17 protein-coding genes are annotated in these 21,122 nt (G+C 73.2%); 13 read left to right on the top strand and 4 right to left on the bottom strand.

Annotated elements, in window-relative coordinates; genetic code table 11:
* Nucleotides 1–92: 92 nt before the first annotated feature.
* The 4 genes from QF034_RS39700 to QF034_RS39685 all read left to right on the top strand — a co-directional run bounded on the left by QF034_RS39700 (nt 93) and on the right by QF034_RS39685 (nt 6,609).
* Nucleotides 93–1,769, top strand: a complete 1,677-nt coding sequence (locus tag QF034_RS39700; protein WP_307179491.1) for an NAD(P)/FAD-dependent oxidoreductase — start codon at nt 93–95, stop codon at nt 1,767–1,769.
* The gene (locus QF034_RS39695; protein WP_307179490.1) at nt 1,766–3,211 is read left to right on the top strand and encodes an ATP-binding protein; all 1,446 of its coding nucleotides are present in this window, start codon (nt 1,766–1,768) and stop codon (nt 3,209–3,211) included. Before QF034_RS39700 ends, QF034_RS39695 begins: the two co-directional genes overlap by 4 nt.
* A complete protein-coding gene (locus QF034_RS39690) occupies nt 3,208–3,561 on the top strand; it encodes a UBP-type zinc finger domain-containing protein (RefSeq protein ID WP_307179489.1) in 354 nt (117 codons plus the stop codon). Before QF034_RS39695 ends, QF034_RS39690 begins: the two co-directional genes overlap by 4 nt.
* Before the next feature lie 111 nt (nt 3,562–3,672).
* Complete coding sequence (locus QF034_RS39685; RefSeq protein ID WP_307179488.1) at nt 3,673–6,609, top strand: helix-turn-helix transcriptional regulator; 2,937 nt, start codon at nt 3,673–3,675, stop codon at nt 6,607–6,609.
* 43 nt (nt 6,610–6,652) lie between these two features.
* On the opposite strand, the gene QF034_RS39680 is transcribed toward QF034_RS39685, so the two are convergent.
* Nucleotides 6,653–7,897 (bottom strand): SGNH/GDSL hydrolase family protein, encoded by a 1,245-nt coding sequence (locus QF034_RS39680; RefSeq protein ID WP_307179487.1) that lies wholly within the window; start codon nt 7,895–7,897, stop codon nt 6,653–6,655.
* Nucleotides 7,898–8,224: 327 nt separating this feature from the next.
* Between QF034_RS39680 and QF034_RS39675 the strand changes: the two genes are divergently transcribed.
* The 5 genes from QF034_RS39675 (at nt 8,225) to QF034_RS39655 (ending at nt 14,937) form a co-directional block, all read left to right on the top strand.
* Nucleotides 8,225–9,649 carry a CAP domain-containing protein gene (locus tag QF034_RS39675; RefSeq protein WP_307179486.1) on the top strand — a complete coding sequence of 475 codons (1,425 nt, stop codon included), beginning with the start codon at nt 8,225–8,227 and terminating at the stop codon, nt 9,647–9,649.
* A gap of 77 nt (nt 9,650–9,726) precedes the next feature.
* A complete protein-coding gene (locus QF034_RS39670) occupies nt 9,727–10,404 on the top strand; it encodes an AIM24 family protein (RefSeq protein WP_307179485.1) in 678 nt (225 codons plus the stop codon).
* Between the two features lie 352 nt (nt 10,405–10,756).
* Nucleotides 10,757–11,824, top strand: a complete 1,068-nt coding sequence (locus QF034_RS39665) for a tetratricopeptide repeat protein (protein WP_307179484.1) — start codon at nt 10,757–10,759, stop codon at nt 11,822–11,824.
* Nucleotides 11,821–12,912 (top strand): polyprenyl synthetase family protein, encoded by a 1,092-nt coding sequence (locus QF034_RS39660; RefSeq protein WP_307179483.1) that lies wholly within the window; start codon nt 11,821–11,823, stop codon nt 12,910–12,912. Before QF034_RS39665 ends, QF034_RS39660 begins: the two co-directional genes overlap by 4 nt.
* A 363-nt stretch (nt 12,913–13,275) precedes the next feature.
* A complete protein-coding gene (locus tag QF034_RS39655) occupies nt 13,276–14,937 on the top strand; it encodes a serine/threonine protein kinase (RefSeq protein ID WP_307179482.1) in 1,662 nt (553 codons plus the stop codon).
* Here QF034_RS39655 and QF034_RS39650 read toward each other — a convergent pair.
* Nucleotides 14,929–16,362, bottom strand: a complete 1,434-nt coding sequence (locus QF034_RS39650; RefSeq protein WP_307179481.1) for a serine hydrolase domain-containing protein — start codon at nt 16,360–16,362, stop codon at nt 14,929–14,931. The genes QF034_RS39655 and QF034_RS39650 overlap by 9 nt on opposite strands.
* Nucleotides 16,363–16,434: 72 nt before the next feature.
* Between QF034_RS39650 and QF034_RS39645 the strand changes: the two genes are divergently transcribed.
* From QF034_RS39645 to QF034_RS39635, 3 genes are all read left to right on the top strand, one after another.
* Nucleotides 16,435–17,406 carry an LLM class F420-dependent oxidoreductase gene (locus tag QF034_RS39645; RefSeq protein WP_307179480.1) on the top strand — a complete coding sequence of 324 codons (972 nt, stop codon included), beginning with the start codon at nt 16,435–16,437 and terminating at the stop codon, nt 17,404–17,406.
* A 95-nt stretch (nt 17,407–17,501) separates the two neighbouring features.
* Entirely contained in the window at nt 17,502–18,539 is a 1,038-nt protein-coding gene (locus QF034_RS39640; protein ID WP_307179479.1) for a hypothetical protein, read from the top strand.
* A gap of 66 nt (nt 18,540–18,605) precedes the next feature.
* On the top strand, nt 18,606–19,031 hold the full coding sequence (locus QF034_RS39635) for an SsgA family sporulation/cell division regulator (protein WP_307179478.1): 426 nt from the start codon (nt 18,606–18,608) through the stop codon (nt 19,029–19,031).
* Nucleotides 19,032–19,103: 72 nt separating this feature from the next.
* Here QF034_RS39635 and QF034_RS39630 read toward each other — a convergent pair whose 3' ends face one another.
* Complete coding sequence (locus QF034_RS39630; RefSeq protein ID WP_307180091.1) at nt 19,104–19,529, bottom strand: DUF6328 family protein; 426 nt, start codon at nt 19,527–19,529, stop codon at nt 19,104–19,106.
* Nucleotides 19,530–19,748: 219 nt separating this feature from the next.
* On the opposite strand from QF034_RS39630, the gene QF034_RS39625 reads away from it, so the two are divergent.
* Complete coding sequence (locus tag QF034_RS39625; RefSeq protein ID WP_307179477.1) at nt 19,749–20,096, top strand: hypothetical protein; 348 nt, start codon at nt 19,749–19,751, stop codon at nt 20,094–20,096.
* A 9-nt stretch (nt 20,097–20,105) separates the two neighbouring features.
* Here QF034_RS39625 and QF034_RS39620 read toward each other — a convergent pair whose 3' ends face one another.
* Nucleotides 20,106–21,089, bottom strand: coding sequence for an aldo/keto reductase (locus QF034_RS39620; protein ID WP_307179476.1), 984 nt, complete (start codon nt 21,087–21,089; stop codon nt 20,106–20,108).
* Nucleotides 21,090–21,122: the final 33 nt, after the last annotated feature.

The raw sequence follows: 21,122 nt of genomic DNA, 5'->3' as shown, positions 1-21,122 counted from the left end.
CGCGTCGGGGCGATCGAACATACGATGGGCGGAGGTCGGCGCGGTGCCCCGGGGCGCCGTGCCGTGAGTCGACCGCCCGGTGTGGGGGACGTATGGCACAGGCCGCCGATGCGGCGCGGACCGTCATCATGACCGTGGACGACGACCCGGGCGTCTCCCGGGCCGTGGCCCGGGACCTGAGGCGGCGGTACGGCGCGTCGTACCGGATCGTGCGGGCGGAGTCCGGCGAGTCCGCGCTCGACGCGCTGCGGGAGCTGAAGCTGCGCGGCGATCTCGTGGCCGTGATCCTGGCCGACTACCGGATGCCGCAGATGAACGGCATCGAGTTCCTGGAACAGGCCCTGGACGTCTACCCGGGCGCGCGGCGCGTGCTGCTGACGGCGTACGCGGACACGAACGCGGCGATCGACGCGATCAACGTCGTCGACCTCGACCACTACCTGCTCAAGCCGTGGGACCCGCCCGAGGAGAAGCTCTACCCCGTCCTCGACGACCTGCTCCGGGCGTGGCGGTCCAGCGACCACCGGCCCGTGCCGAGTACGAAGGTCGTCGGGCACCGCTGGTCGGCGCGCTCCTCGGACGTGCGGGAGTTCCTGGCTCGCAACCAGGTGCCGTACCGCTGGTACTCCTCCGACGAGCCGGAGGGCCGGCGGCTGCTGGCCGCGGCCGGTGAGGACGGGATGCGGCTGCCTGTGGTGATCACGCCGGACGGGACACCACTGATCGAGCCGGAGGCCGTCGACCTCGCGGCCCAGGTCGGGCTGGCGACGACCCCGACGGCCGACTTCTACGACCTGGTCGTGATCGGCGGCGGTCCGGCCGGGCTCGGCGCGGCGGTGTACGGCGCCTCCGAAGGGCTGCGGACCGTGCTGGTGGAGCGGTCGGCGACCGGCGGGCAGGCCGGGCAGAGCTCCCGAATCGAGAACTACCTCGGCTTCCCCGACGGCGTGTCGGGAGCCCAGCTCACCGACCGGGCCCGGCGGCAGGCGGCGAAGTTCGGCGCCGAGATCCTCACCGCGCGGGAGGTGACGGCGCTGGAGGTCAACGGCGCCGCCCGCATCGTACGGTTCTCGGACGGCTCGGCGGTCGCCGCGCACAGCGTGATCCTGGCGACCGGCGTCTTCTACCGGCAGTTGTCGGCGCCCGGCTGCGACGACCTGACCGGATGCGGGGTCTACTACGGGTCCGCCCTGACGGAGGCTCCCGCCTGCCAGGGGCAGGACGTGTACATCGTCGGCGGCGCCAACTCCGCGGGGCAGGCGGCGATGTACCTGTCGCGGGGCGCCAAGTCGGTGACGCTGCTGGTGCGCGGCGAGTCGCTGACGGCGTCGATGTCGCACTACCTGATCCAGCAGATCGAGGAGTCGCCCAACATCCAGGTGCGCGCCCGCACGGTCGTCGAGGAAGCGCACGGCGACGGCCACCTGGAGAGGCTGACGCTGCGGGACCTGGACACCGGCGAGACCGAGCAGGTCGATGCGCAGTGGGTGTTCGTGTTCATCGGCGCGGCCCCGCTGACCGACTGGCTCGACGGCACGGTGCTGCGCGACGAGCGCGGGTTCATCCTCGCCGGGCCCGACCTGACCCCCGACGGCCGCCCGCCGGAGGGCTGGGAGCTGGACCGGCCGCCGTACCACCTGGAGACCAACGTGCCCGGCGTGTTCGTGGCGGGCGACGCCCGCTCCGAGTCCGCCAAGCGGGTCGCGTCCGCCGTCGGAGAGGGAGCCATGGCCGTGATGCTCGTCCACCGTTATCTGGAGCAGTCGTGAGCGGGCAGCCCGCGCCGTGCAGCCCGCAGGAGATCGGCTCGCTGTTCCTGTTCGAGAAGCTCACGCCCGAGCAGCTGGGGCGGCTGTGCAGCGAGGGGCGGGTGGAGAAGTTCGAGCCCGGCCCCGTCTACACCGAGGGAGACCCCGCCACCTGCTTCTACGTGCTGCTGGAGGGCACGGTCGTGCTGTACCGCCGGGTCGGCGGCGACGACGTGGAGGTGACCCGGACCTCCCAGCGCGGGGTGTACGCGGGATCCATGCAGGCGTATCTGGGCGACCGGGTGCCGCAGGTCTACAACAACTCCATGCGCGTCACCGAGCCGACCCGGTTCTTCGTGCTGCCCGCCGACACGTTCGCGGGCATCATGCAGGACTGGTTCCCGATGGCGGTGCATCTGCTGGAGGGGCTCTTCTTCGGTACGAAGAACACCCAGCGGGCCATCGGGCAGCGCGAACGGCTGCTGGCGCTCGGTTCGTTGTCCGCCGGGCTCACCCACGAGCTCAACAACCCCGCGGCGGCGGCCGTGCGGGCGACCGCGACGCTGCGGGAGCGGGTGGGCAAGATGCGGCACAAGCTGGCGGTCATCGCGCAGGGTTCGTACTCCCCCGAGGTCATGGCGAACCTCATCGACATCCAGGAACGCACCGCCGAACGCGTCGCCAAGGCCCCCACGCTGAGTCCTCTGGAGGCCTCCGACCGGGAGGACGCGCTCACCGACTGGCTCGACGACCACGGCATCCCGGACGGCTGGCGGATCGCGCCCGCCTTCGTCCAGGCCGGTCTCGACGAGGACTGGCTGGACCAGGTCGCGGCGGCAGTGGACGAGGAGATCCTGCCGAGCGCCATCGGGTGGCTCAACTACACCGTCGAGACCGAGCTGCTGATGGACGAGATCAACGACTCGACCACGCGCATCTCGCATCTCGTCGACGCGGCCAAGCAGTACTCCCAGCTGGACCGGGCGCCCTTCCGACACGCCGATGTGCACGAACTTCTCGACAGCACGCTGCTGATGCTGTCGGGCAAGATCGGCCGGCGGATCAAGGTCGTCAAGGAGTACGACCGGACGCTGCCGAGGATCCCGGCGTACCCGGCGGAGCTCAACCAGGTGTGGACGAACCTGGTCGACAACGCGGTCTCGGCGATGAACAGCGCGGGCGGGGAAGGGACGCTGACCGTGCGGACGGCCCGGGACCACGACCGGCTGCTGGTGGAGTTCCGGGACACGGGCGTCGGTATCCCGGCGGCGGACCGGGGGCGGATCTTCGATCCGTTCTTCACGACGAAGCCGGTGGGTGAGGGGACCGGGCTCGGGCTCGACATCTCCTGGCGGATCGTGGTCAACAAGCATCACGGGACGATCCAGGTGGAGTCGGAGCCGGGGGACACGCGGTTCCAGGTACTGCTTCCGCTGACAGCGGTCGAGGAGGAGTCGGCATGAGTGGTGAGAACGCGATCGACCCGGGTGCTGCGCCGAGCGGCAGCGGGTGCGCGGAGTGCGAGGCGGCCGGCGGGTGGTGGTTCCACCTGCGGCGGTGTGCGCAGTGCGGGCACGTGGGGTGCTGTGACAGTTCGCCCGCGCAGCACGCGACGGCTCACTTCAGGGAGTCGGGGCATCCGTTGGTGCAGAGCTTCGAGCCGGGTGAGGGCTGGTACTGGGACTACTCGACGAACGAGTTGTACGAGTCGGGGCCGGAGCTGGCGGCGCCGGTGAGTCATCCTGCGGATCAGCCGGTGCCGGGGCCTGCGGGGCGGGTGCCGGATGATTGGGCGAGGGTTTTGCGGGCCTAGGGGCTCGGGGGTTGCTGTTCGGTGGCGGCTGCGGGTTGTGTGTGGTTGATCGCGCCCACGCGGCGGAGCCGCACAATGTCACAGCCCCGCGCCCCCAAGAGAGTAGGTCGAGTGCCGAACATTTCCTTCATCACGCCGGTTGTCGGGCGGGATTCCGAACTCGCCCGGCTCTCGGGGGTGCTGGAGCGTGCGCGTGGGGGTGAGGCGCGGGCGGTGCTGGTCGCCGGGGATGCCGGGGTGGGCAAGACACGGCTGCTGGACGAGGCCGGTGGGCTGGCCGCCGACGCCGGAATGACCGTGGTCACCGGGCACTGCGTGGATCTCGGCGACGTCGGACTGCCCTATTTGCCCTTCACCGAGATCCTTGGCGTGCTCGCCGCCGACGAGCGGTTCTCGGATGCCCTGGCCGCTCACCCCGTGGTCGAGCGGCTGCTGGGGGCCGGGACCGATTCCGCGCGGGACGTCGACGGGCGGTTGCGGCTGTTCGAGGGGATGGCCGGGCTGCTGGCCGAGGTGGCGGACACAGCGCCACTGCTGCTCGTGCTGGAGGATCTGCACTGGGCCGACCAGTCGTCGCGGGATCTGCTGCGGTTCCTGCTCGCCCGGGGTGTTCTGCGCCACCGGCTGGCGGTGTTCGCCTCGTACCGGGCGGACGACCTGCACCGGCGCCACCCACTGCGGCCGCTGCTGGCGGAGCTGATACGGCTGCCCGCCGTGGAGCGGCTGGAGCTGCGGCCGCTGGGCGATTCCGATGTGGCCCGGCTGGTGCGCCACCTCGAACGGCGTCCGCTGGCGGACGTCACGGTGCGGCGGATCGTGGAGCGGGCCGAGGGGAACGCCTTCTACGCGGAGGAGTTGCTCGCGGCGACGGACACGGAGTCCGGCGGGGTGCCCAGCGGACTGGCCGAGGTGCTGCTGATCCGTTTCGAGCAGCTGTCCGACACCGCGCAGCAGGTGCTGCGGACCGCGGCCGTCGCCGGGCGCCGGGTGGAGCACGAGCTGCTGCGGCAGGCGGTCGGGCTGCCCGAGGAGGAGCTGGAGTCGGCGCTGCGGGAGGCGGTGGGGCGGCAGTTGCTGGTCGCCGGGGACGACGACACGTACTCCTTCCGGCACGCCCTCGCCCGTGAGGCCGTCTACGCCGATCTGCTCCCCGGGGAGCGGGCGCGGCTGCACGGCGCGTTCGCCCGGCTGCTCGCCGCGCAGGGCCGGGCCGCGGAGAGCGCCGCCGAGCGGGCCCACCACTACCGGGAGAGCCACGACCTCGCCGAGGCGCTGGCCGCTTCCCTGGAGGCCGCCGATCACGCCCAGCGGGTCGGTGCGCCGGCCGAGGAGCACCGGCATCTGGAAGCGGCCCTCGATCTGTGGCCGGCGGTGGGTGCCGAGGCGCGGCCCAAAGGCGCAGGCGTCGACCGGGTGACGCTGACGTTGCGGGCCTCGGCGGCGGCCGCGCACGCCGGGGAGGTGCACCGGGCGGTCTCCCTCTCGCGGTCCGCGCTGGCGGAGCTCGGCCAGGACGCCGACTCCGAACTCGCCGCCCGGGTCCGCTACACCCTCGCCGGGAACCTGCTGAGCGTGGACAGCCTGCCGGCGGCGTTCGCCTACAGCAGCGAGGCCCTGGCGATGATCCCCGAGGACCCTCCGTCGCCCACGTGGGTGTGGGCGGCGTCCACGCATGCCATGGCCGCACGCCACGTCGGGGAGAATGAGACCGCGCTGCGGGTCGCCCGGCGGGCCCTGCGCGTGGCCGAGGAGCTGCGGGTGACCGACGCCCAGGCGGACCTGCTGATCTCCCTGGCCGTCTTCGACGGACGCGGGCGGCGCGGCGCCGAGGGCCGGGAACGGCTGACGAAGGCCCGGGACCTGGCCCGGAGTTCGGGCAACGCGGCCGTGGAACTGCGCGCCCTGTTCAACCTGGCGATGGGCTGCTACGAGTCCGGTGCCCTGGCGGAGTGCGTGCACTGGCTGACGGAGGGCCTGGACCGGGCCCGGCGCGCCGGGCTGTTGTCCTCGACGTACCCGCTGGAGATGCGGTATCTGCGGCTGCTGGTGCTGCACGTGCTGGGCCGCTGGGACGAGTGTGTGCGGGCGGCGGCGGCCGATGCCGAGGTGCTGCCGGCCGCCGGCGGGTACACGGTCGGTCCCGCGCTGTACGTCGCCCTGGCGCGGGGCGACATGACGGCCGCCGACCGGGCGCGTGCCCTGCTGGAGGGGCCCTTCGACTGGATGGCCACCCTGGTCGCGGGCATCGTGCTCACCGATGCCGCGGGGCTGCGCCGCGACCCCGAGGACGCGGTGCGGTGGATGCGGTCCACGGTCACGGCCCTCGCCGACGAAGCGGTCCCCCGCCCGGGTGTCACGGTCCGGCTCGCCGCCCTGGCGCTGTCCGCGGTGGCCGACGCGGCCGCCGGGCTGCGGCTGACCGGCGACGAGGCGGGGGCCCGCCGGTGGACGGACACCGCGACCGAACTGGTGGAACTGGCGCGGGCCACCGCCGCCCACACCCAGGACGGCACTCCCCAGGGTCCCGAGGGGCAGGCATGGCTGGCCCGGGCGGAGGCGGAGTGGATCCGGGCGGTGTCGGGGCCGGACGCGGCGGCCTGGTCGGAGGCGGTGACGGCGTTCGGCTACGGCGACGTCTACGAGCGGGCACGCTGCCGGCTGCGTTACGCCGAGGCCCTGGTGGCGGCCGGGCGTCGCGAAGAGGCGGTGGCGGAGGCCCGAGCGGTCCGGGAGACCGCCGACGAACTCGGCGCCGCGCCACTGCGGGAGCAGGTCGACGCCCTGGTCCGGCGCGGCCGGCTGTCCGGCGCACCGGCCACCGACGACCGGGTCGGCATGCTCACCGCACGCGAGCAGGAGGTGCTGCGGCTGCTCGCGCTCGGCCGCAGCAACCGGCAGATCGGCGAGGAGCTGTTCATCAGCGGCAAGACGGCGAGCGTCCACGTCTCCAACATCCTGGCCAAGTTGGGCGCGTCGAGCCGTGGCGAGGCGGTGGCGATCGCCTACCGGGAGGGTCTGATCGCGCCGGAGCCGTCGGCGTCCGGCTGACCGGCCGGGCTTCGGTACCGGCCGCTGCGTATCCCTGACCCGGCTACCGGCTCGCGCAGTCGAGGCTCTCCAGGTCGACGGCGTCGGCCATCGCCCGCATCCCCTTGTCGTTGGGGTGCAGATGGTCACCGCCGTCGAAGGCGGGGAGGATCCGCTCGGGGTCGTGGGCGCTGCGCAGGACGCGGTCGAAGTCGGTGACCGCGTCGAACTCGCCGCTGGTGCGGAGGAAGGTGTTGACCTTCCGGCGCACCGCTTCCCCGGCGGGGTCCCATTCCGGCCAGCCCTTGTAGGGAGCGATGGTGGCGGCGACGACACACTTCCCGGCCGCGTGCACCCGGTCGGCCAGCCTGCGGTATCCGGCGATGAGCTGGTCGGCCGTGGCGCCGGGCTCGGCCTTGATGTCGTTGACGCCCTGGAACAGGAACACCGTGCGCAGGCCCGGCAGTGGGAGCACGTCCCGCGACAGGCGGTTCAGCGCGCTCTGTCCGGGGCCGGCGGTGAGGACCTTGTTGCCGGCGATGCCCGCGTTGGCCACTCCCTCGACGCTCGACGCGGGGGACGCGCGCAGCCGGCGGGCGAGGTAGTCCGGCCAGCGGCGGTTGAGGCCGGTCGTGGAGTGCCAGCCGTCGGTGATCGAGTCGCCGAGGGCGGCCACGGCGCCCGCCGCGGGCCGGGGCCGCACGGTGACGGCGTCGAGGTAGAACCAGGAGCCGGTCCGCTGTGCCCAGTGGGCGCCGCTCTCCTCCGCGGTGTGGTCGCCGTCGGTGGTGTACGACGTCTGCATCGCCAGCCAGTGCCCGGTGAGCACTCCGCCCGCCCGGGGCACGTAGAGGCTGACGGCGAGATCGCTCGCGGCGGGGATGCGGACGGGCAGCGGGTCGCTGTAGACGATGCCGCCGGCCGGGACCGTGACGGAGCGGGCGCCGCCGAAGGTCAGGCGCCGGTTGCTGCCGGGGACGAGTGCGGCTCCGTGGCGCTGGAGACCGGCGTGGACGGTGCCGAACGTCACCGGCTGGTTCCCGAAGGCGTTGGACAGCCGTACCCGCAGGCCGGTGCCTCCGACGCTGGTGTGCACGACCAGCCGGTAGCCACGGCCGTCGACCGCCGCGCCGACGCGGCCGGCGGAGGACGCCCAGGTGACCACGTCGTCCCCGGTCCCCCTCGGGGCACCGGCCGGCGGGGACGGCTCGTCCCCCTGGGGTGTCCCGCCGGAACCGCAGCCCAGTGCCAGGCACAAGCAGAGAGCGGCCGGGGCGGTGCGGCCACGGGGGCGTGCGGTGCGGGGCATCGTGGGGCGCTCCTTCGTCCGGTGTGCACGGTCGGGCGGTGTCAGGCGGCGGGTTCCCGCGGCGTCGCGGAGCCACCGGGAGCGAGCCGGGCACTCCGTGCCGTCCCGGCGTACGACACGGTAGTGGTGTGGCCTGCGACTCTGTGCGGGGGTGCCGGGTCGTGTCGGTCCGGAAGATGCCGGCCGGGCTTCGAGGTGGCCGCGGGCGGACGCCGGCTTCGCGGCCGTGGGCCGGGGCTGACGTGGGAACCCGCGCGCCGCCACGGCCGTTGTCGGGGCATCGGCGTCCCCGCGGGGAGGCCGGTACGACGACAGCAGGGGGGCGTGATGAACGAGTTGGTCCCCGGTGGCAACCTGCCGCTTCCGGACGGGGCGGTGACGGTCCGGGTGCCCGGCCCGTTCGACGTGTCCGCGCTCGTCACGGACGACGGCGGAAAGGTGCGGGGCGACGGCGACTTCGTCTTCTACAACCAGCCGGCCGCGCCGGGAGCCGCGCTGCGGGGCGACGCGCTCACGGTGGACCCGGCGAGGCTGCGGACGGGCGCCACCCGGGTCACCGTCGCCGTCAGCCCCGCCGAGCCCGGAACCGCCCTCGGCCGCCTGCCCTGCCCCACGCTGCACGTCACCGACGCGGCGGGCCGCCCGCTCGCCCGGTTCACCCCGCCGCGCTCCCGCCAGGAGACGGTCCTGCTGCTCGCGGAGCTCTACCGGCGCGACCGCTGGAAGCTGCGCGCCCTGGGCCAGGGGTACGCCGACGGACTGGCGGGACTCGCCCGGGACTTCGGCGTCGACATCGTGGACGACACACCCGCGCCGGTGCCGGCCGGCGGGCCGGGCGCGCGGCCAGGACCGCTCGACGGCGGGGCTCACCGACCAGCCCGCGCAACGACCCCTGTGCCAGCGGCTGTTCCGGCCGCGTGGCGCCCGGCCGGGAGCGGACCCCCCGGCCCTCCCGCCTCCGTGCAGCCCGCCCTCGACCCGGACGGCTTCGCCGCGCTGGTCGACTCCGCCCGCGTATCCGCCGGTTCACCACCGGTCTCGCTCGACCCGCGGCTCGTGTCCGCGGCGCGGGCCCACGCCGTGGCCATGGCCGCGTCCGGACGCCTCGGCGTCGAGAGCCGGGACGGCGTGTCCGTCTACCAGCGGGTCGTCGGCGCCGGGTACGCGTATCTCACCGTGGGCGAGCACCTGGTGTCCGGGCCGCGCACCACCGCCGAGTTCGTCGCGTACTGCCTGCGCACGGACGGGCCCCGCCGTACGCTGCACGACCCGGCGTTCACCCATACCGGAGTGGCCCATGTCCACGACGGACCCACCGGCGACACCTACTGGACCGCGCTCTGGGCCAGGCCCCTCACACCGGACGGGCTGGCCGGCGCGGCGGCGGCCGTCACCGACCTCACCAACCGGGAGCGCGCCCGGGCGGGACTCCCGCCCCTGGCCGCTGATCCCCTGCTCACCGCCGCCGCCCAGGCGCACAGCGCGGACATGGTGGCCCGCGACTTCTACTCGCACACCGCGCCCGGCGGCAGCCGGCCCTGGGACCGGGCCGCCGCCGCGGGCTCCACGCGGCGGTCCATCGGCGAGAACATAGCCTGCGGCCAGCGCTCCCCCGCCGAGGTCGTGGAGGGCTGGATGAACAGCCCCGGCCACCGGGCCAACATCCTCAAGCCCGGCTTCACGCACCTCGGCGTCGGCTTCGCGGGCGGCGGCCGCGCGGGCACGTACTGGACGCAGCTCTTCGGCGGCTGACCCCGTGCCACTGTGCGCCCTGCCCGTCACCCGCCCCGATCTTGGCGGAGGGGAACGCTCCGGGTGAGGATGCGCCTATGAAGGGTGACCTCTTTTCCAGCAGGCACATGGCACAGCCGGCCGTCGCACCGGGCATGACGGTCGAGAACGCCAAGTGCCTCCGCTACACGGTGAACGGCGAGATGCTCGCCCGGCAGGGCGCGATGATCGCCTACCGCGGCAGTCTCCGGTTCGAGCGCAAGGGCCAGGGCGTGGGCGGCATGCTCAAGCGCGCGGTCACCGGGGAGGGACTGCCGCTGATGGTGGTGCGGGGAGAGGGTGAGGCCTGGTTCGCCCATGAAGCGCAGAACTGCTTCATCGTCGAGGTCGAACCCGGCGACGAGTTCACGGTCAACGGCCGCAACGTCCTGTGCTTCGACGCCACGTTGTCCTACCGCATCGCGACCGTGAAGGGCGCCGGCATCACCGGCGGCGGCCTGTTCAACAGCGTCTTCACCGGCCACGGCGGACTGGGGCTGGTCTGCGAGGGCAATCCGCTGGTCATCCCGGTCTCGCCGCAGTATCCGGTGTACGTCGACACCGACGCGATCGTCGGCTGGACGGCGGGTCTGCAGACCTCGCTGCACCGCTCACAGTCCATCGGCTCGATGCTGCGCGGCGGCTCCGGCGAGGCCGTGCAACTGGTGCTCCGGGGCGAGGGACACGTCGTCGTACGGCCGAGCGAGGCGACTCCGCAGAAGACCGGCCAGCACTGAGGTCCCCTAGGTCCTGTCGTCACATTCCCGTCGTCGCCCGGAGGGCGGCCTCGCGGCGTCAGGCGCGTGCTCTGGACGTACTTGGGCTTTCGCCCGGTGCGGCGAGTGGGGGCACGTCCCACGCCCTTAAGGCAGTGGGGGAGCGTGCATGGCGTCGCGAGGCAGACGGGAATGTGGCGACAGGGCCTAGGGTGATCTGCGCCTCACAGGCAACCCCGTCCGTGCGGCCGACGTCTTGATCCACAACAGGTGATGCCCTGGCCCTCGTGGCCAGGGCAGGCTTCCACCCTTCTATACATGCCATGTATACGCTCTGTGTATACATGGTGCGTATACGGATCGAAAGGCATCGATGTACGGCAAGGCATTCGCCCCGGAGTACCAGGGCGCGCTCACCACCCTGTCCGTCAACTCCTCACTGACCGACGTCCTGGCCGCCGGCACCGAGCAGTTGAGGGCGGCCGAGCGCGCCGGGAAGCCCGGGGAGGCGGCGCGTTCCGGACTCGCGGTGGCCGAGGCGCACCGCCGGCTGGGAAGGGTCGAGGACGCGGACCGGGCGTGGAAGGCGAGTTACCGGGCCGCCCGTCAGGCCTCGGACGTGGCGGCGATGGCCTGGGCGCTGTGGAGCGGCGGCACGCTGGCCCGGCAGCGCGGGGCGTTCCGGCTGGCCCGCCGGCTGCTCCAGCTCGCGGCGGACCTGGGCGAACGGGGCGGGGACATCGTCGTACGCGGCTACTCGCTGGCGGGCCTGGCGGAGACCGGCCGCATCCAGGGCGACTACGAGGCCGTCGGCCGGCTGCACGAGCAACTGCTCGCCGAGGCCCGGCGGCGCGGGGAGGCGCGGCACACGGTGTGGGCGCTGGAGGGCATCGCGCAGATGCACCGCAACACCGGGGACTACGACACCGCGTACGCCCTGTTCGAGGAGTCCGCCGAGATCGCCGCGCGCGCCGACGACCGGCGCGGTCACGCCTGGGCGTTGCGCGGTCTGGCCGACGTCGTGTCGGTGCGTGACGGGGACACCGAGCGGGCGCTGGAGCTGCTGAGCGAGGCGGAGGCGACGTGCCGCGCGATGCGGCTGTCCAGCGCGCTGGCCTACAACCACAAGATGCGCGGCAACGTCCTGTACCGGGCCGGGCGTTACGCCGAGGCGCGCGCCCTGTACGAGCAGGCCCTGGCGGAGTTCCGCGAGATGAGCGAGCCCCGTGGGGAGGCGCTGTCCCGGCTGGGCCTCGCCAAGTCCCTGGCCCGGCTCGGCCGCGACCACGCCGAGACGGCGGCCGAACTGGCGGAGCTCGCCGGCACGCTGGAGCGGATCGGCCTCCAGCACGCCCGCAAGATGGTGGCGCGCGCGTATGACGAACTCGGTATACCGGATGCCGGGGCCGTCGAGGCGCGGCCGGCGGAGGTGACCCGGTGACGGCGTCCTCCACAGCGGTAGAGGCGGCACGGCAGGACGCGGTCGCGTACGACGAACGGCAGCATGACGCGGTCGGCCCCCATCCCCCGGCCGACCCCCACCGGACCCTCCACCGCTGCCGCACCCTGGTACGCCCCGCCCTCGCCGAAGCCGTCGGCCGGCTGCACCCCTGGGTCGGCGAGATGGCCGCGTACTCCTTCGGCTGGTGCGAGGTGGGCGGTGCCCCGGCCGTCGCCCCGGGCGGCAAGGGCGTACGGCAGGCGCTCGCCGTGCTCGGCGCCGAGGCGGCCGGTGCGTCCGGGCGGGACGGGGTGGCCGCGGCCGTCGCGGTGGAGCTGGTGCACGCCTTCTCCCTGCTGCACGACGACATCATGGACGGCGACGCGGACCGGCGCCGTCGCCCGGCCGTGTGGAAGGCCTACGGCACGGGCCCCGCGGTCCTCGCGGGCGACGCCCTGTTCGCGCTGGCCGTCGAGACCCTGGCCGCGCAGCCGCGCGGAGCCGCGGCCGTGCGGACGCTGTCCGTCGCGCTGGGCGACCTGGTGCGCGGGCAGGCGGACGACCTGCTGTTCGCCGACCGCCCCTGGACGGGGCCACACCGGGTCCGGCCCGACGAGTACCGGGCCATGGCGGAGCAGAAGACGGGCTCGCTGCTGGGCTGCGCGGTCGCGCTGGGCGCCGTGCTGGGCGGCGCCGCCCCCGAGACGGCCGCCGCGCTCGACCGGGCCGGCCGGCACCTCGGGATCGCCTTCCAGATCGTCGACGACGTGCTGGGCATCTGGGGCGACCCCCAGGTCACCGGGAAACCCGTCCACGGTGATCTGCGAGAGGGGAAGAAGACCCTCCCGGTGCTTGTCGCGCTCGGCTCCCCGCACGGCGGCCGGCTCGCCGCGCTCCTGGAGACGGGCGACGATCCCGGTGCGGCGGCGGAGCTGATCGAGCGGGCGGGCGGCCGGGCGGCGGCCATGGCGGAGGCCCGGCACCACGTCACCGCCGTCGAGAGGGCGCTCGCCGGGGTGCCGCTGGAGGCGAGGGCCCGCGGTGAACTGCGGTCCCTGCTCGGCTTCCTGGTACGGCGCGACGTCTGAGCCGACCGCCCCCGGATAATCCGTCGCCGAATTCATCGGAGGGGTGTCGAGTTCAGCCGTTGGACACCTTGGTATTTACCGTCGGTTACCAGCAGGCCGGCCGGGGATTCGGGAATCCGCGGGGCGCGGGGGCCAATTCTCCGCACCCGCGGCGCCACCCCCGGCGACCCCCGGGCGACCCCCGAGCGGCCGAGGTGAGCCGCTCCCGAGCCCGCGAAAGACCGTTTCCTCTCGCACGCTTGATCCCCTCTTTTGAATAAAAGACAAGAATGGACGCGGAGTTGCGATCCAGTTGAACGCAGCACGGCCCATCCCCCGTACTTCTGGAAAAGGTGAGAGCCAGGTTTCCAGCGAGGGATGGCCATGGGCAGGGCGCACGTCTCCACACACCAGTTGGTCGGCGGCCGGTACCGGCTGCTCGAGATCATCCAGCGCGAGACCAACCGCATCTGCTGGTACGCCGAGGACCTCGGTGCCGGTGAGGTCTCCCGTCCGTGTCTCGTCACACAGATCGGGCTTCCGGACGACGCGTACGAGACCGAGCGACGGGCCGCCGGCCGCCTGCTGCGCACGTCCGAACGCATGGCGCTGCTGTGCCCCGGCCGGATCGCCGGCGTCGTCGACGCCGCCGAGGAGGCCGGCACCCTGTGGACCGTCAACGAGTGGATCGACGGCACCCCGCTCGGTGAACTCCTCTCGGAGCAGGGCACGTTCAACTACGTGCGGGCCGCCCGTATCGGTCTGGAGCTGCTCGACGTGCTGGACGCCGCGCACGCCGAGGGCATCACGCACGGCGAGCTCAGCCCCGGCCAGGTGTTCGTACGCGAGGACCATTCGGTCGTCGTCACCGGCTACGGCCTGGTCGGCGCCACCCTCGCGCCCCGGCTCACGGCACCCGCGTTCGCCTCCCCGGAACAGGCCCGCGACGAGCGCATCGGGCCGGCGGCCGATCTGTGGGCGCTCGGCGCGATCCTCTACACGATGGTCGAGGGCCGCCCGCCCTTCCGGGACCGGGGCCGGCCGGAGAACACCCTGAAGGGCGTGGACCGGCTGCCGCTGCGCACGCCGGTGCGCGCCGGGCCGCTCACCCAGGTCGTCCAGGGGCTGCTCCGCAAGGACGCCCGGGAGCGCCTGACCCGCCCGGTGGTCCGGGAGGCGCTGACCCGCGCGCTCAGCGAGGACCCGGAGGCGGCCATGGCGTCGGTGCCCGTGCCGCGGCTGCGCGGCGCGTACGCCGCGATGCGGCCGGGCGGCCCGGCGTGGAGCAGACGGACCATGGTCGCGGGGACCGCCCTGGCCGTGGTCACCGTCGCGGCGGCCGTGCTCGCCGCGACCCAGGGGCTGCCCGGCAGCGACACGGGCAGTGACGCGGCGGACTCCCCGGCCCGGCCACCGGTCTCCGCCGCCTCGCCGGGCGAGGGCACCGGCGGCAGCGGCCCCGACCCCTCAGGGCCGCCCAGCCGGACCGGCTCCCCCTCCCCCACACCCTCTCCGTCGTCCCCCGGCCGCACGCCCACCCCCACACCCACTCCGACGCCGTCCGCCCCGGCCACGGCCCTGCCGGCCGGTTTCCACACCTACCGCGCGCCGGAGGGCTTCTCCGTCGCGCTCCCGGAGGGCTGGGAGCGGCTGGACACCGACCGCCAGGGCGATCTGCGGTACCGCGTGACCTTCGGTGCCGACGGTGACGACCGCACGCTGGCCGTCACCTACAGCGAGGGCGTGGGCCCGGACCCCGTGGCCGTGTGGCGCGACGAAGTCGAACCCAACCTGGAGCGGTCCGGCGACTACCGGCGGATCGGCGAGATCCGCGCGACGACGTACCAGGGACGCGAGGCCGCCGACATGGAGTGGACGGTGGACGCCGACGGCACGCGGGTGCACACCTTCGGCCGGGGTCTCCTGCTGGGCGGGGGCCGGAGCTTCTCGCTGCGCTGGACGACCCCGGACGCCGACTGGGACGCCAAGGCGAACCAGGAGGCGCTGCGGACCTTCCTGAAGACGTTCCGGCCGGGCTCAGACTGAGCCGCGCGGGGCGCGCAGGGAGGTGAGCCGGCCGGGGCCGAGAGGCTGCGTGCGCCAGCTCGCGGCGAGCGTGCGGTCGGCGAGGGAGCACGTCAGCGCCAGACGGTGCGGGGTCTCCAGGAAGGCCACCTCCACGGCCAGCGTGCCGGAGTCCGTCCAGCCGCCGCTCACCGCTGTCGGGAGCGGCTTCTCCGCCACCGTCCAGCCCTCCGCTCCGATCCGCAGGTCCAGCCGGTGCTCGCCCTCGGTGAGCCGGAGCGTCCAGCCGTCCGCGTCCGATACGAGCCCGGCCGACAGAGCGGGACCGTCCCCCTTGGAGAACTCGAACTCGGCGGCTTCCCAATCCTCCGCCCGTTCCGGCGGTGCCGGCCTGCCCGGGGCGGGCGGGAGCGCGAGCCCGGCGAGGCGCTCCCGCAGGGCCTTGTCGGCGCTCTCCCGGCCGGTCAGCGGCTCGGGGCCGAAGGCGGGCAGCAGGTGCTGCCAGACCAGGTTCAGGACGTCCTGCATCCGTTCGGTCGCCGCGGTCATCGCGATCACCGCGTCCTGCTCGGGCAGCACCAGGCAGAACTGGCCGTAGGCGCCGTCGCCCCGATAGCCGTGGCGGGAGATCCAGAACTGGTATCCGTAACCCCGGTCCCAGTCCTGCCGGTCCTCGTCTCCCATGGCTCCGGCGGTGGGTATGTGCCGGCGCGTGGCCCGGGCCACCCATCCTTCGGGCAGCAGCCGCTCGCCCTCCCAGACTCCGTCGCGCAGGTACAGCTCGCCGAGCCGGGCGACGGCGTCGGTGGTGGCGTGCAGACCGCTGTAGCCGATCTCGCGGCCGGCGCGGTCCCGCTGCCAGAACACCTCGCCGATGCCCAGCGGATCCAGCAGCCGGGGCCGCAGATAGGAGGTGAGCGGCTGCCCGGTCACCCGCTGGACGATCGCGGCGAGGGTGTAGGTGGCGGGCTGGTTGTAGGCGAAGACGGTGCCGGGGTCGCGGTCCGGCGGCAGCAGCAGGAACCCGCGCACGGGCTCCTGCTTGTCCAGCGCGTAGACCTCATCGACGGTCTCCCGCTCGTGGCCGCTCGACATGGACGCCACGTGCCGGACGAGCATGGCCCGGCTGCGCGGGTCGGTGATCTCGGCATCCAGCTCCGGGAAGTAGGAGATCACCAGCGCGTCGAAGTCGAGCAGGCCCTCGGCCTCGGCCAGGGCGGCGGCGGTCCCGGTGAAGCTCTTGCTGAGCGAGTACAGCAGGTGGGGGCGGTCGGGGGTGTACGGCGCCCACCAGCCGGAGGCGACCAGCCTGCCGTGCCTCATGATCATCAGGCTGTGCGGCTCGATCTCCGGATGCGCTTCGAGGCCGTCGAGGAAGGCGTGGACACCGGACGCGTCGACGCCCTGGGCGGCGGGGCTGTCCGCAGGCAGAGAGAAGGCACTCATGAGGGCATCCTGCCCCGCCGGCGGACCTTGATCGAGCAGTTTTCACGCCTGCTGTCAGGGGACCCGGCGGTTATGGTGCAAATCGGATACACGATGATGACCGAGCAGGCCGGCCCCCGCGAGCTCGTCGACCATGTGGTGCGGGCCGAGGAGGCGGGCTTTGACTTCTCGGTGACCTCCGACCACTACTTCCCGTGGCTGCGCTCACAGGGTCACTCGCCCTACGCCTGGGCGGTGCTCGGCGCGGCCGCTCAGGCCACGTCACGTATCCCGCTGATGACGTACGTGACGTGCCCGACGTTCCGCTACCACCCGGCGGTGGTGGCGCAGAAGGCGGCGACGGTCCAGTTGCTGTCCGAGGGGCGGTTCCGGCTGGGGCTCGGCTCCGGCGAGAACCTCAACGAGCACGTGGTGGGCGGCGGCTGGCCGTCCGTCGACGTACGGCACGAGATGTTCGAGGAGGCCGTGGAGATCATCCGCGCCCTCTTCAAGGGCGGTCACGTCAACCACCGCGGCACGCACTTCGACGTGGAGTCGGCCCGGCTGTGGGACCTGCCGGAGACGGCACCGCCCATCGGCATCGCCGTCTCCGGGGAGCAGTCGTGCGAGCTCGCGGGCCGGCTGGCTGATCTGGTGATCGCCACGGAGCCCAAGGCGGGGCTGTTGGAGGCGTTCGACCGGCACGGCGGCGAGGGCAAGCCCCGTGTGGGCCAGCTGCCGGTCTGCTACGACCCCGACCGGGACACGGCGATCAAGCGGGCGCACTCCCAGTTCCGCTGGTTCGGCAGCGGCTGGAAGGTCAACTCGGAGCTGCCGCACCCGGATTCCTTCGAGGCGGCGACCCAGTTCGTCACGCCCGACGACGTCGCCGACTCGATCCCGTGCGGTGACGACCCGGACGCGTTCGTAGAGGCCGTGCGTCCGTACGCCGAGGCCGGTTTCACGGAGGTCGCCCTGGTCCAGATCGGCGGCGAGTCGCAGCCGGCGTACCTGGACTGGTCGGAGAAGACCCTGCTGCCCGCCCTGCGCGACGCGTTCGGCTGAGGTCCTCCCCCTCTCGGGCCGGCCCGGGCCATGGACACGTATAGGCTGCCGACCTGCACATACTCAACCGGCCAGCCTATTCAGGAGAGTCGTCCGTGACCCTAGCGATCACCCCGCCCGAAGCATCCCCGGCACCCGTCAGCGAGCCGATCGCGCGGGACGCGCGGGAGTTCGGGGCGTACGCCCGGACCGGAGGGTGGGCCTTCGGGCTGAAGGTGGCGCGCAGCGTGCGGCCCGGCGGGCAGGGCCCGGACGAGACGCCGAAGGTGTCGGCGAAGGAGTTCGCGGAGCTCGCCGGGTGCTCCCCGGAGCGGGTCATGCGCTACTACAAGGCGTGGGACCGGGCGGCCGACGACGGGCTGGTCCCGCACTTCGAGGCGCTGACGCCGGGTCAGGAGGTGGAACTGCCGGACGCCGACGTGTGGCTGAGCTACTACGTCTCCCGCTCCGGCGCCACGTCCGAGCGCGGCACCGCCATCGCCGAGGCCGCCCAGGCGGAGGGCATCCGGCCCACGAAGGCGCTGGAGGTCGCGGAGAACCCCACCGCTCTGCGCGCCGCGATCCTCGCCGACCCCGCTACCGCCCGCGCGGCCCGCCAGGCCCTGCTGGACCGGGTCCGGGAGGACCCGGAACTCCAGTCGGAGCTGGCCCGTGACGTCGTGCGCACCGACGAGCTGAAGAAGGCCGTCGCCGGCGAGAGCAGGGCGGCCGACCGGATCGGATACGTGCGCCAGATCGCCGAGTCGGGCCAGATCAAGACACCCGCGGGGCAGACCCTGGACGCGCCGGTCGAGCTCCGCCAGGAGGCCGAACGGCACCTGTCCCTCATCGACGAGCTGGACGAGGGCGAGGACGCCGGCGAGTGGGCCGCCGAGGCGTACGGCACCATGAAGTCCCTGGTCGTCGAGGTCGTCGAGACCGACCCGGGGCTGCGGGTGCAGGAGCGGCGCACGAAGTTCTACAGCAGCCTCCAGAAGGCCACCAAGGTGTTCGAGGAACTGACCTTCGACGACGCCGACGCCGGGGAGTTCTACGAGGACGACATGGTCCAGCGTCTGGAGGAACTCCAGCGGGCCGTGGCCGTGTGCATCGAGTCCCTGCGCGGGGCCCGGGGGAATCACCCGGAGGGCTGAGCATCTTGTGCGTATGGGGGGTACTAGAGGGCTCTACGTCGGTTGGTTCCTCCCGGAGGCCCTCTCGTGAACTCCTTCGTGCACAAGACCCTGGTGGTGCAGCTCCAGGCGGGTGACACGGACCGTTTCTCCGTGCTCGCCCACCTGAGCTACGACGCCGCGGACCCCTTCGCCGTCACCGTCGTCTTCAGCCACGACGGCCGTGTCCTCGCCCGCTGGCAGCTGGACCGGGAGATGCTCGGCGAGGGGCTGCGGCGTCCGGTCGGGGTGGGGGACGTGCGGATGCGCCCCGAGTCGCACGGCATGTGGCAGGAACTGCGCCTGGAGTTCCTCGGTGACGCCCGTCCCGACGGCGGCCGGCACCACGCGGTGGTATTCGCGTGGGCCCCGGCGTTCGCGGCGTTCCTGCGGGAGACCCACGAGATGGTCCCGCCGGGCCGCGAGGAGGTCCGCGTCGACGACTTCCTGGCGGACGTCATCGCCGGGGGCTGATCCGGGGTTCCCCGCTGACGAACTGAACCTGCGGTGCTGTCCGCGGTCGGGCGCGGGCACCACCGCAGGCCCTCACTTCGACGTGTGGCGGCGCCGGGTCCACAGAGGCAGGGCGAACCAGCACAGCAGGTACCAGCCGACCACGCCGGCGACGAGGTAGGGCACGAAGCCGTCGTGCGTCGCCACGCGCAGGATCAGCAGCAGTGAGGCGGTCGTCGTGGCGAGCAGCAGCACGAGGCCGAGCAGGGTCAGCCGGGAGGCCAGCCGCACCGCCTGGGGCTTGACGCGCCGCCCGGAGACGAGGCGGTGGAGGGAGACCGGCCCGATGAGCGCCCCGGTCGCGCACGCGCCGAGGACGACCGTCACGAGGTAGATCAGCTGGTCCGTGTCGGTCAGGTCGTCGTACTTGTCGGTGAACACCACGGTGAGCAGAAAGCCGAACAGAATCTGCACGCCCATCTGGGCCACGCGGACCTCCTGGATGAGCTCCTGCCACATCCGGTCCGCTCTCTCCTCCTCCGTCTCGTTGCGCCCCCGGCGCCTGGGCGCGCCGTCTGCCGTGTCCGCCACTGTGCCTCCCCGGTGTGAGACGTGGGTGCTTGTCTCACGCGGGTTCCCCGTAAGCGGCCGTCGTCCCGGCCCGCACGGCGGTTTGAGCGATCAGCGGACGGTTACACGGACGGCGACTGACGCACAGCCCGAGGAGGTCGTGGACGCATGTCCGGTACGCAGCTCACCGTCACGCTCAGCGGCGGGGGTGCCGACGACGCACGAGCGGTCGTCCGGGCCCTGGAAGGCACGTTCGGGGCGCCGGACGAGCTGCCCGCCGACGAGAACGCGACGGTGCACATGGCGACCTTCGACGGCGGCGGGGACGCGTCTCCGGCCGGGAGCGCCAGGGCCGGCGCCGAGCGTCTGTCCGCCCCGGTGACCGTCACGGTGCAGGGCACCCCGGAGGCGGTGCGGCGGGCGAGCGACACGCTCACCCGGGCCTTCACGTCCCGCGACGACGGTGCCGCCTCCGGTGACCAGGAGCAGGAGAGGCAGCTGCTCCTGGTGCCCTGAGGGCGCGCCTCACCAGCGGGCTTCGACCTGGCCCTTGATCCGCCGGTCGTAGAGGTCGCGGATGGCCGCCCGCGTCTCGCCGGACAGCTCCGGCAGGCGGGCGGCGTCCGCGTTGGCGCGGGCCTGCTCGGGTGAGCGGGCGCCGGGGATCACGGTCGTGACACCGGGCTGGTCGATGATCCACCGCAGGGCCAGCTGGGCCGGGGTGTACCCCTCCGGAGCGAGCGCGGCGAACTCCGCGGCGGCCTCGACACCGGTGACGTAGTCGACGCCGGAGAAGGTCTCGCCCACGTCGAAGGAATCGCCGTGCCGGTTGTAGGTGCGGTGGTCGTTCTCCGGGAAGACCGTGTCCCGGGTGTACTTGCCCGACAGCAGGCCGGAGGCCAGGGGCACGCGGGCGATGATGCCGACGCCCGCCTCGCGCGCGGCCGGGAGCACCTCGCGCAGGGGCTTCATGCGGAACGGGTTGAGGATGATCTGCACGCTGGCCACGTTCGGCCGGGCGATCGCGGTCAGCGCCTCCGCACAGGTCTCGACGCTGACGCCGTACGCGGCGATCCTCTCCTCCTCGACGAGGGTGTCGAGGGCGTCGAACACCTCGTCCGTGGAGTAGACGGGCGTGGGCGGGCAGTGCAGCTGCACCAGGTCGATACGGTCGACGCCGAGGTTGCGCCGGGAGCGGTCGTTCCAGGCGCGGAAGTTGTCGAGCACGTAGTTCCCGGGGATCTGGTCGACCCGGCGGCCCATCTTGGTGGCGACCAGGACGTGCAGGTCCGGCCTGCCGCTGAGGAACGCGGCGATGGTCTGCTCGCTGCGCCCGTCGCCGTACACGTCGGCGGTGTCGAAGAAGGTCACCCCGGCCTCGGCCGCCGCCTCCAGCACCGCGAGGGCTTCCTTGTCGTCGACGTCTCCCCAGTCGGCGCCCAGCTGCCACGTACCGAGACCGATGACGGAGGCGTGCTGGCCCGACCTGTCGAATGTGCGCTCGTCCATGGGCGTCAGTCTGTCATCCGTCACGGCCGCGCG

The sequence above is a fragment of the Streptomyces africanus genome (genome assembly GCF_030816955.1).
GTDB lineage: Bacteria > Actinomycetota > Actinomycetes > Streptomycetales > Streptomycetaceae > Streptomyces > Streptomyces africanus.
This window is presented reverse-complemented; position numbering and strand designations above follow the sequence as displayed.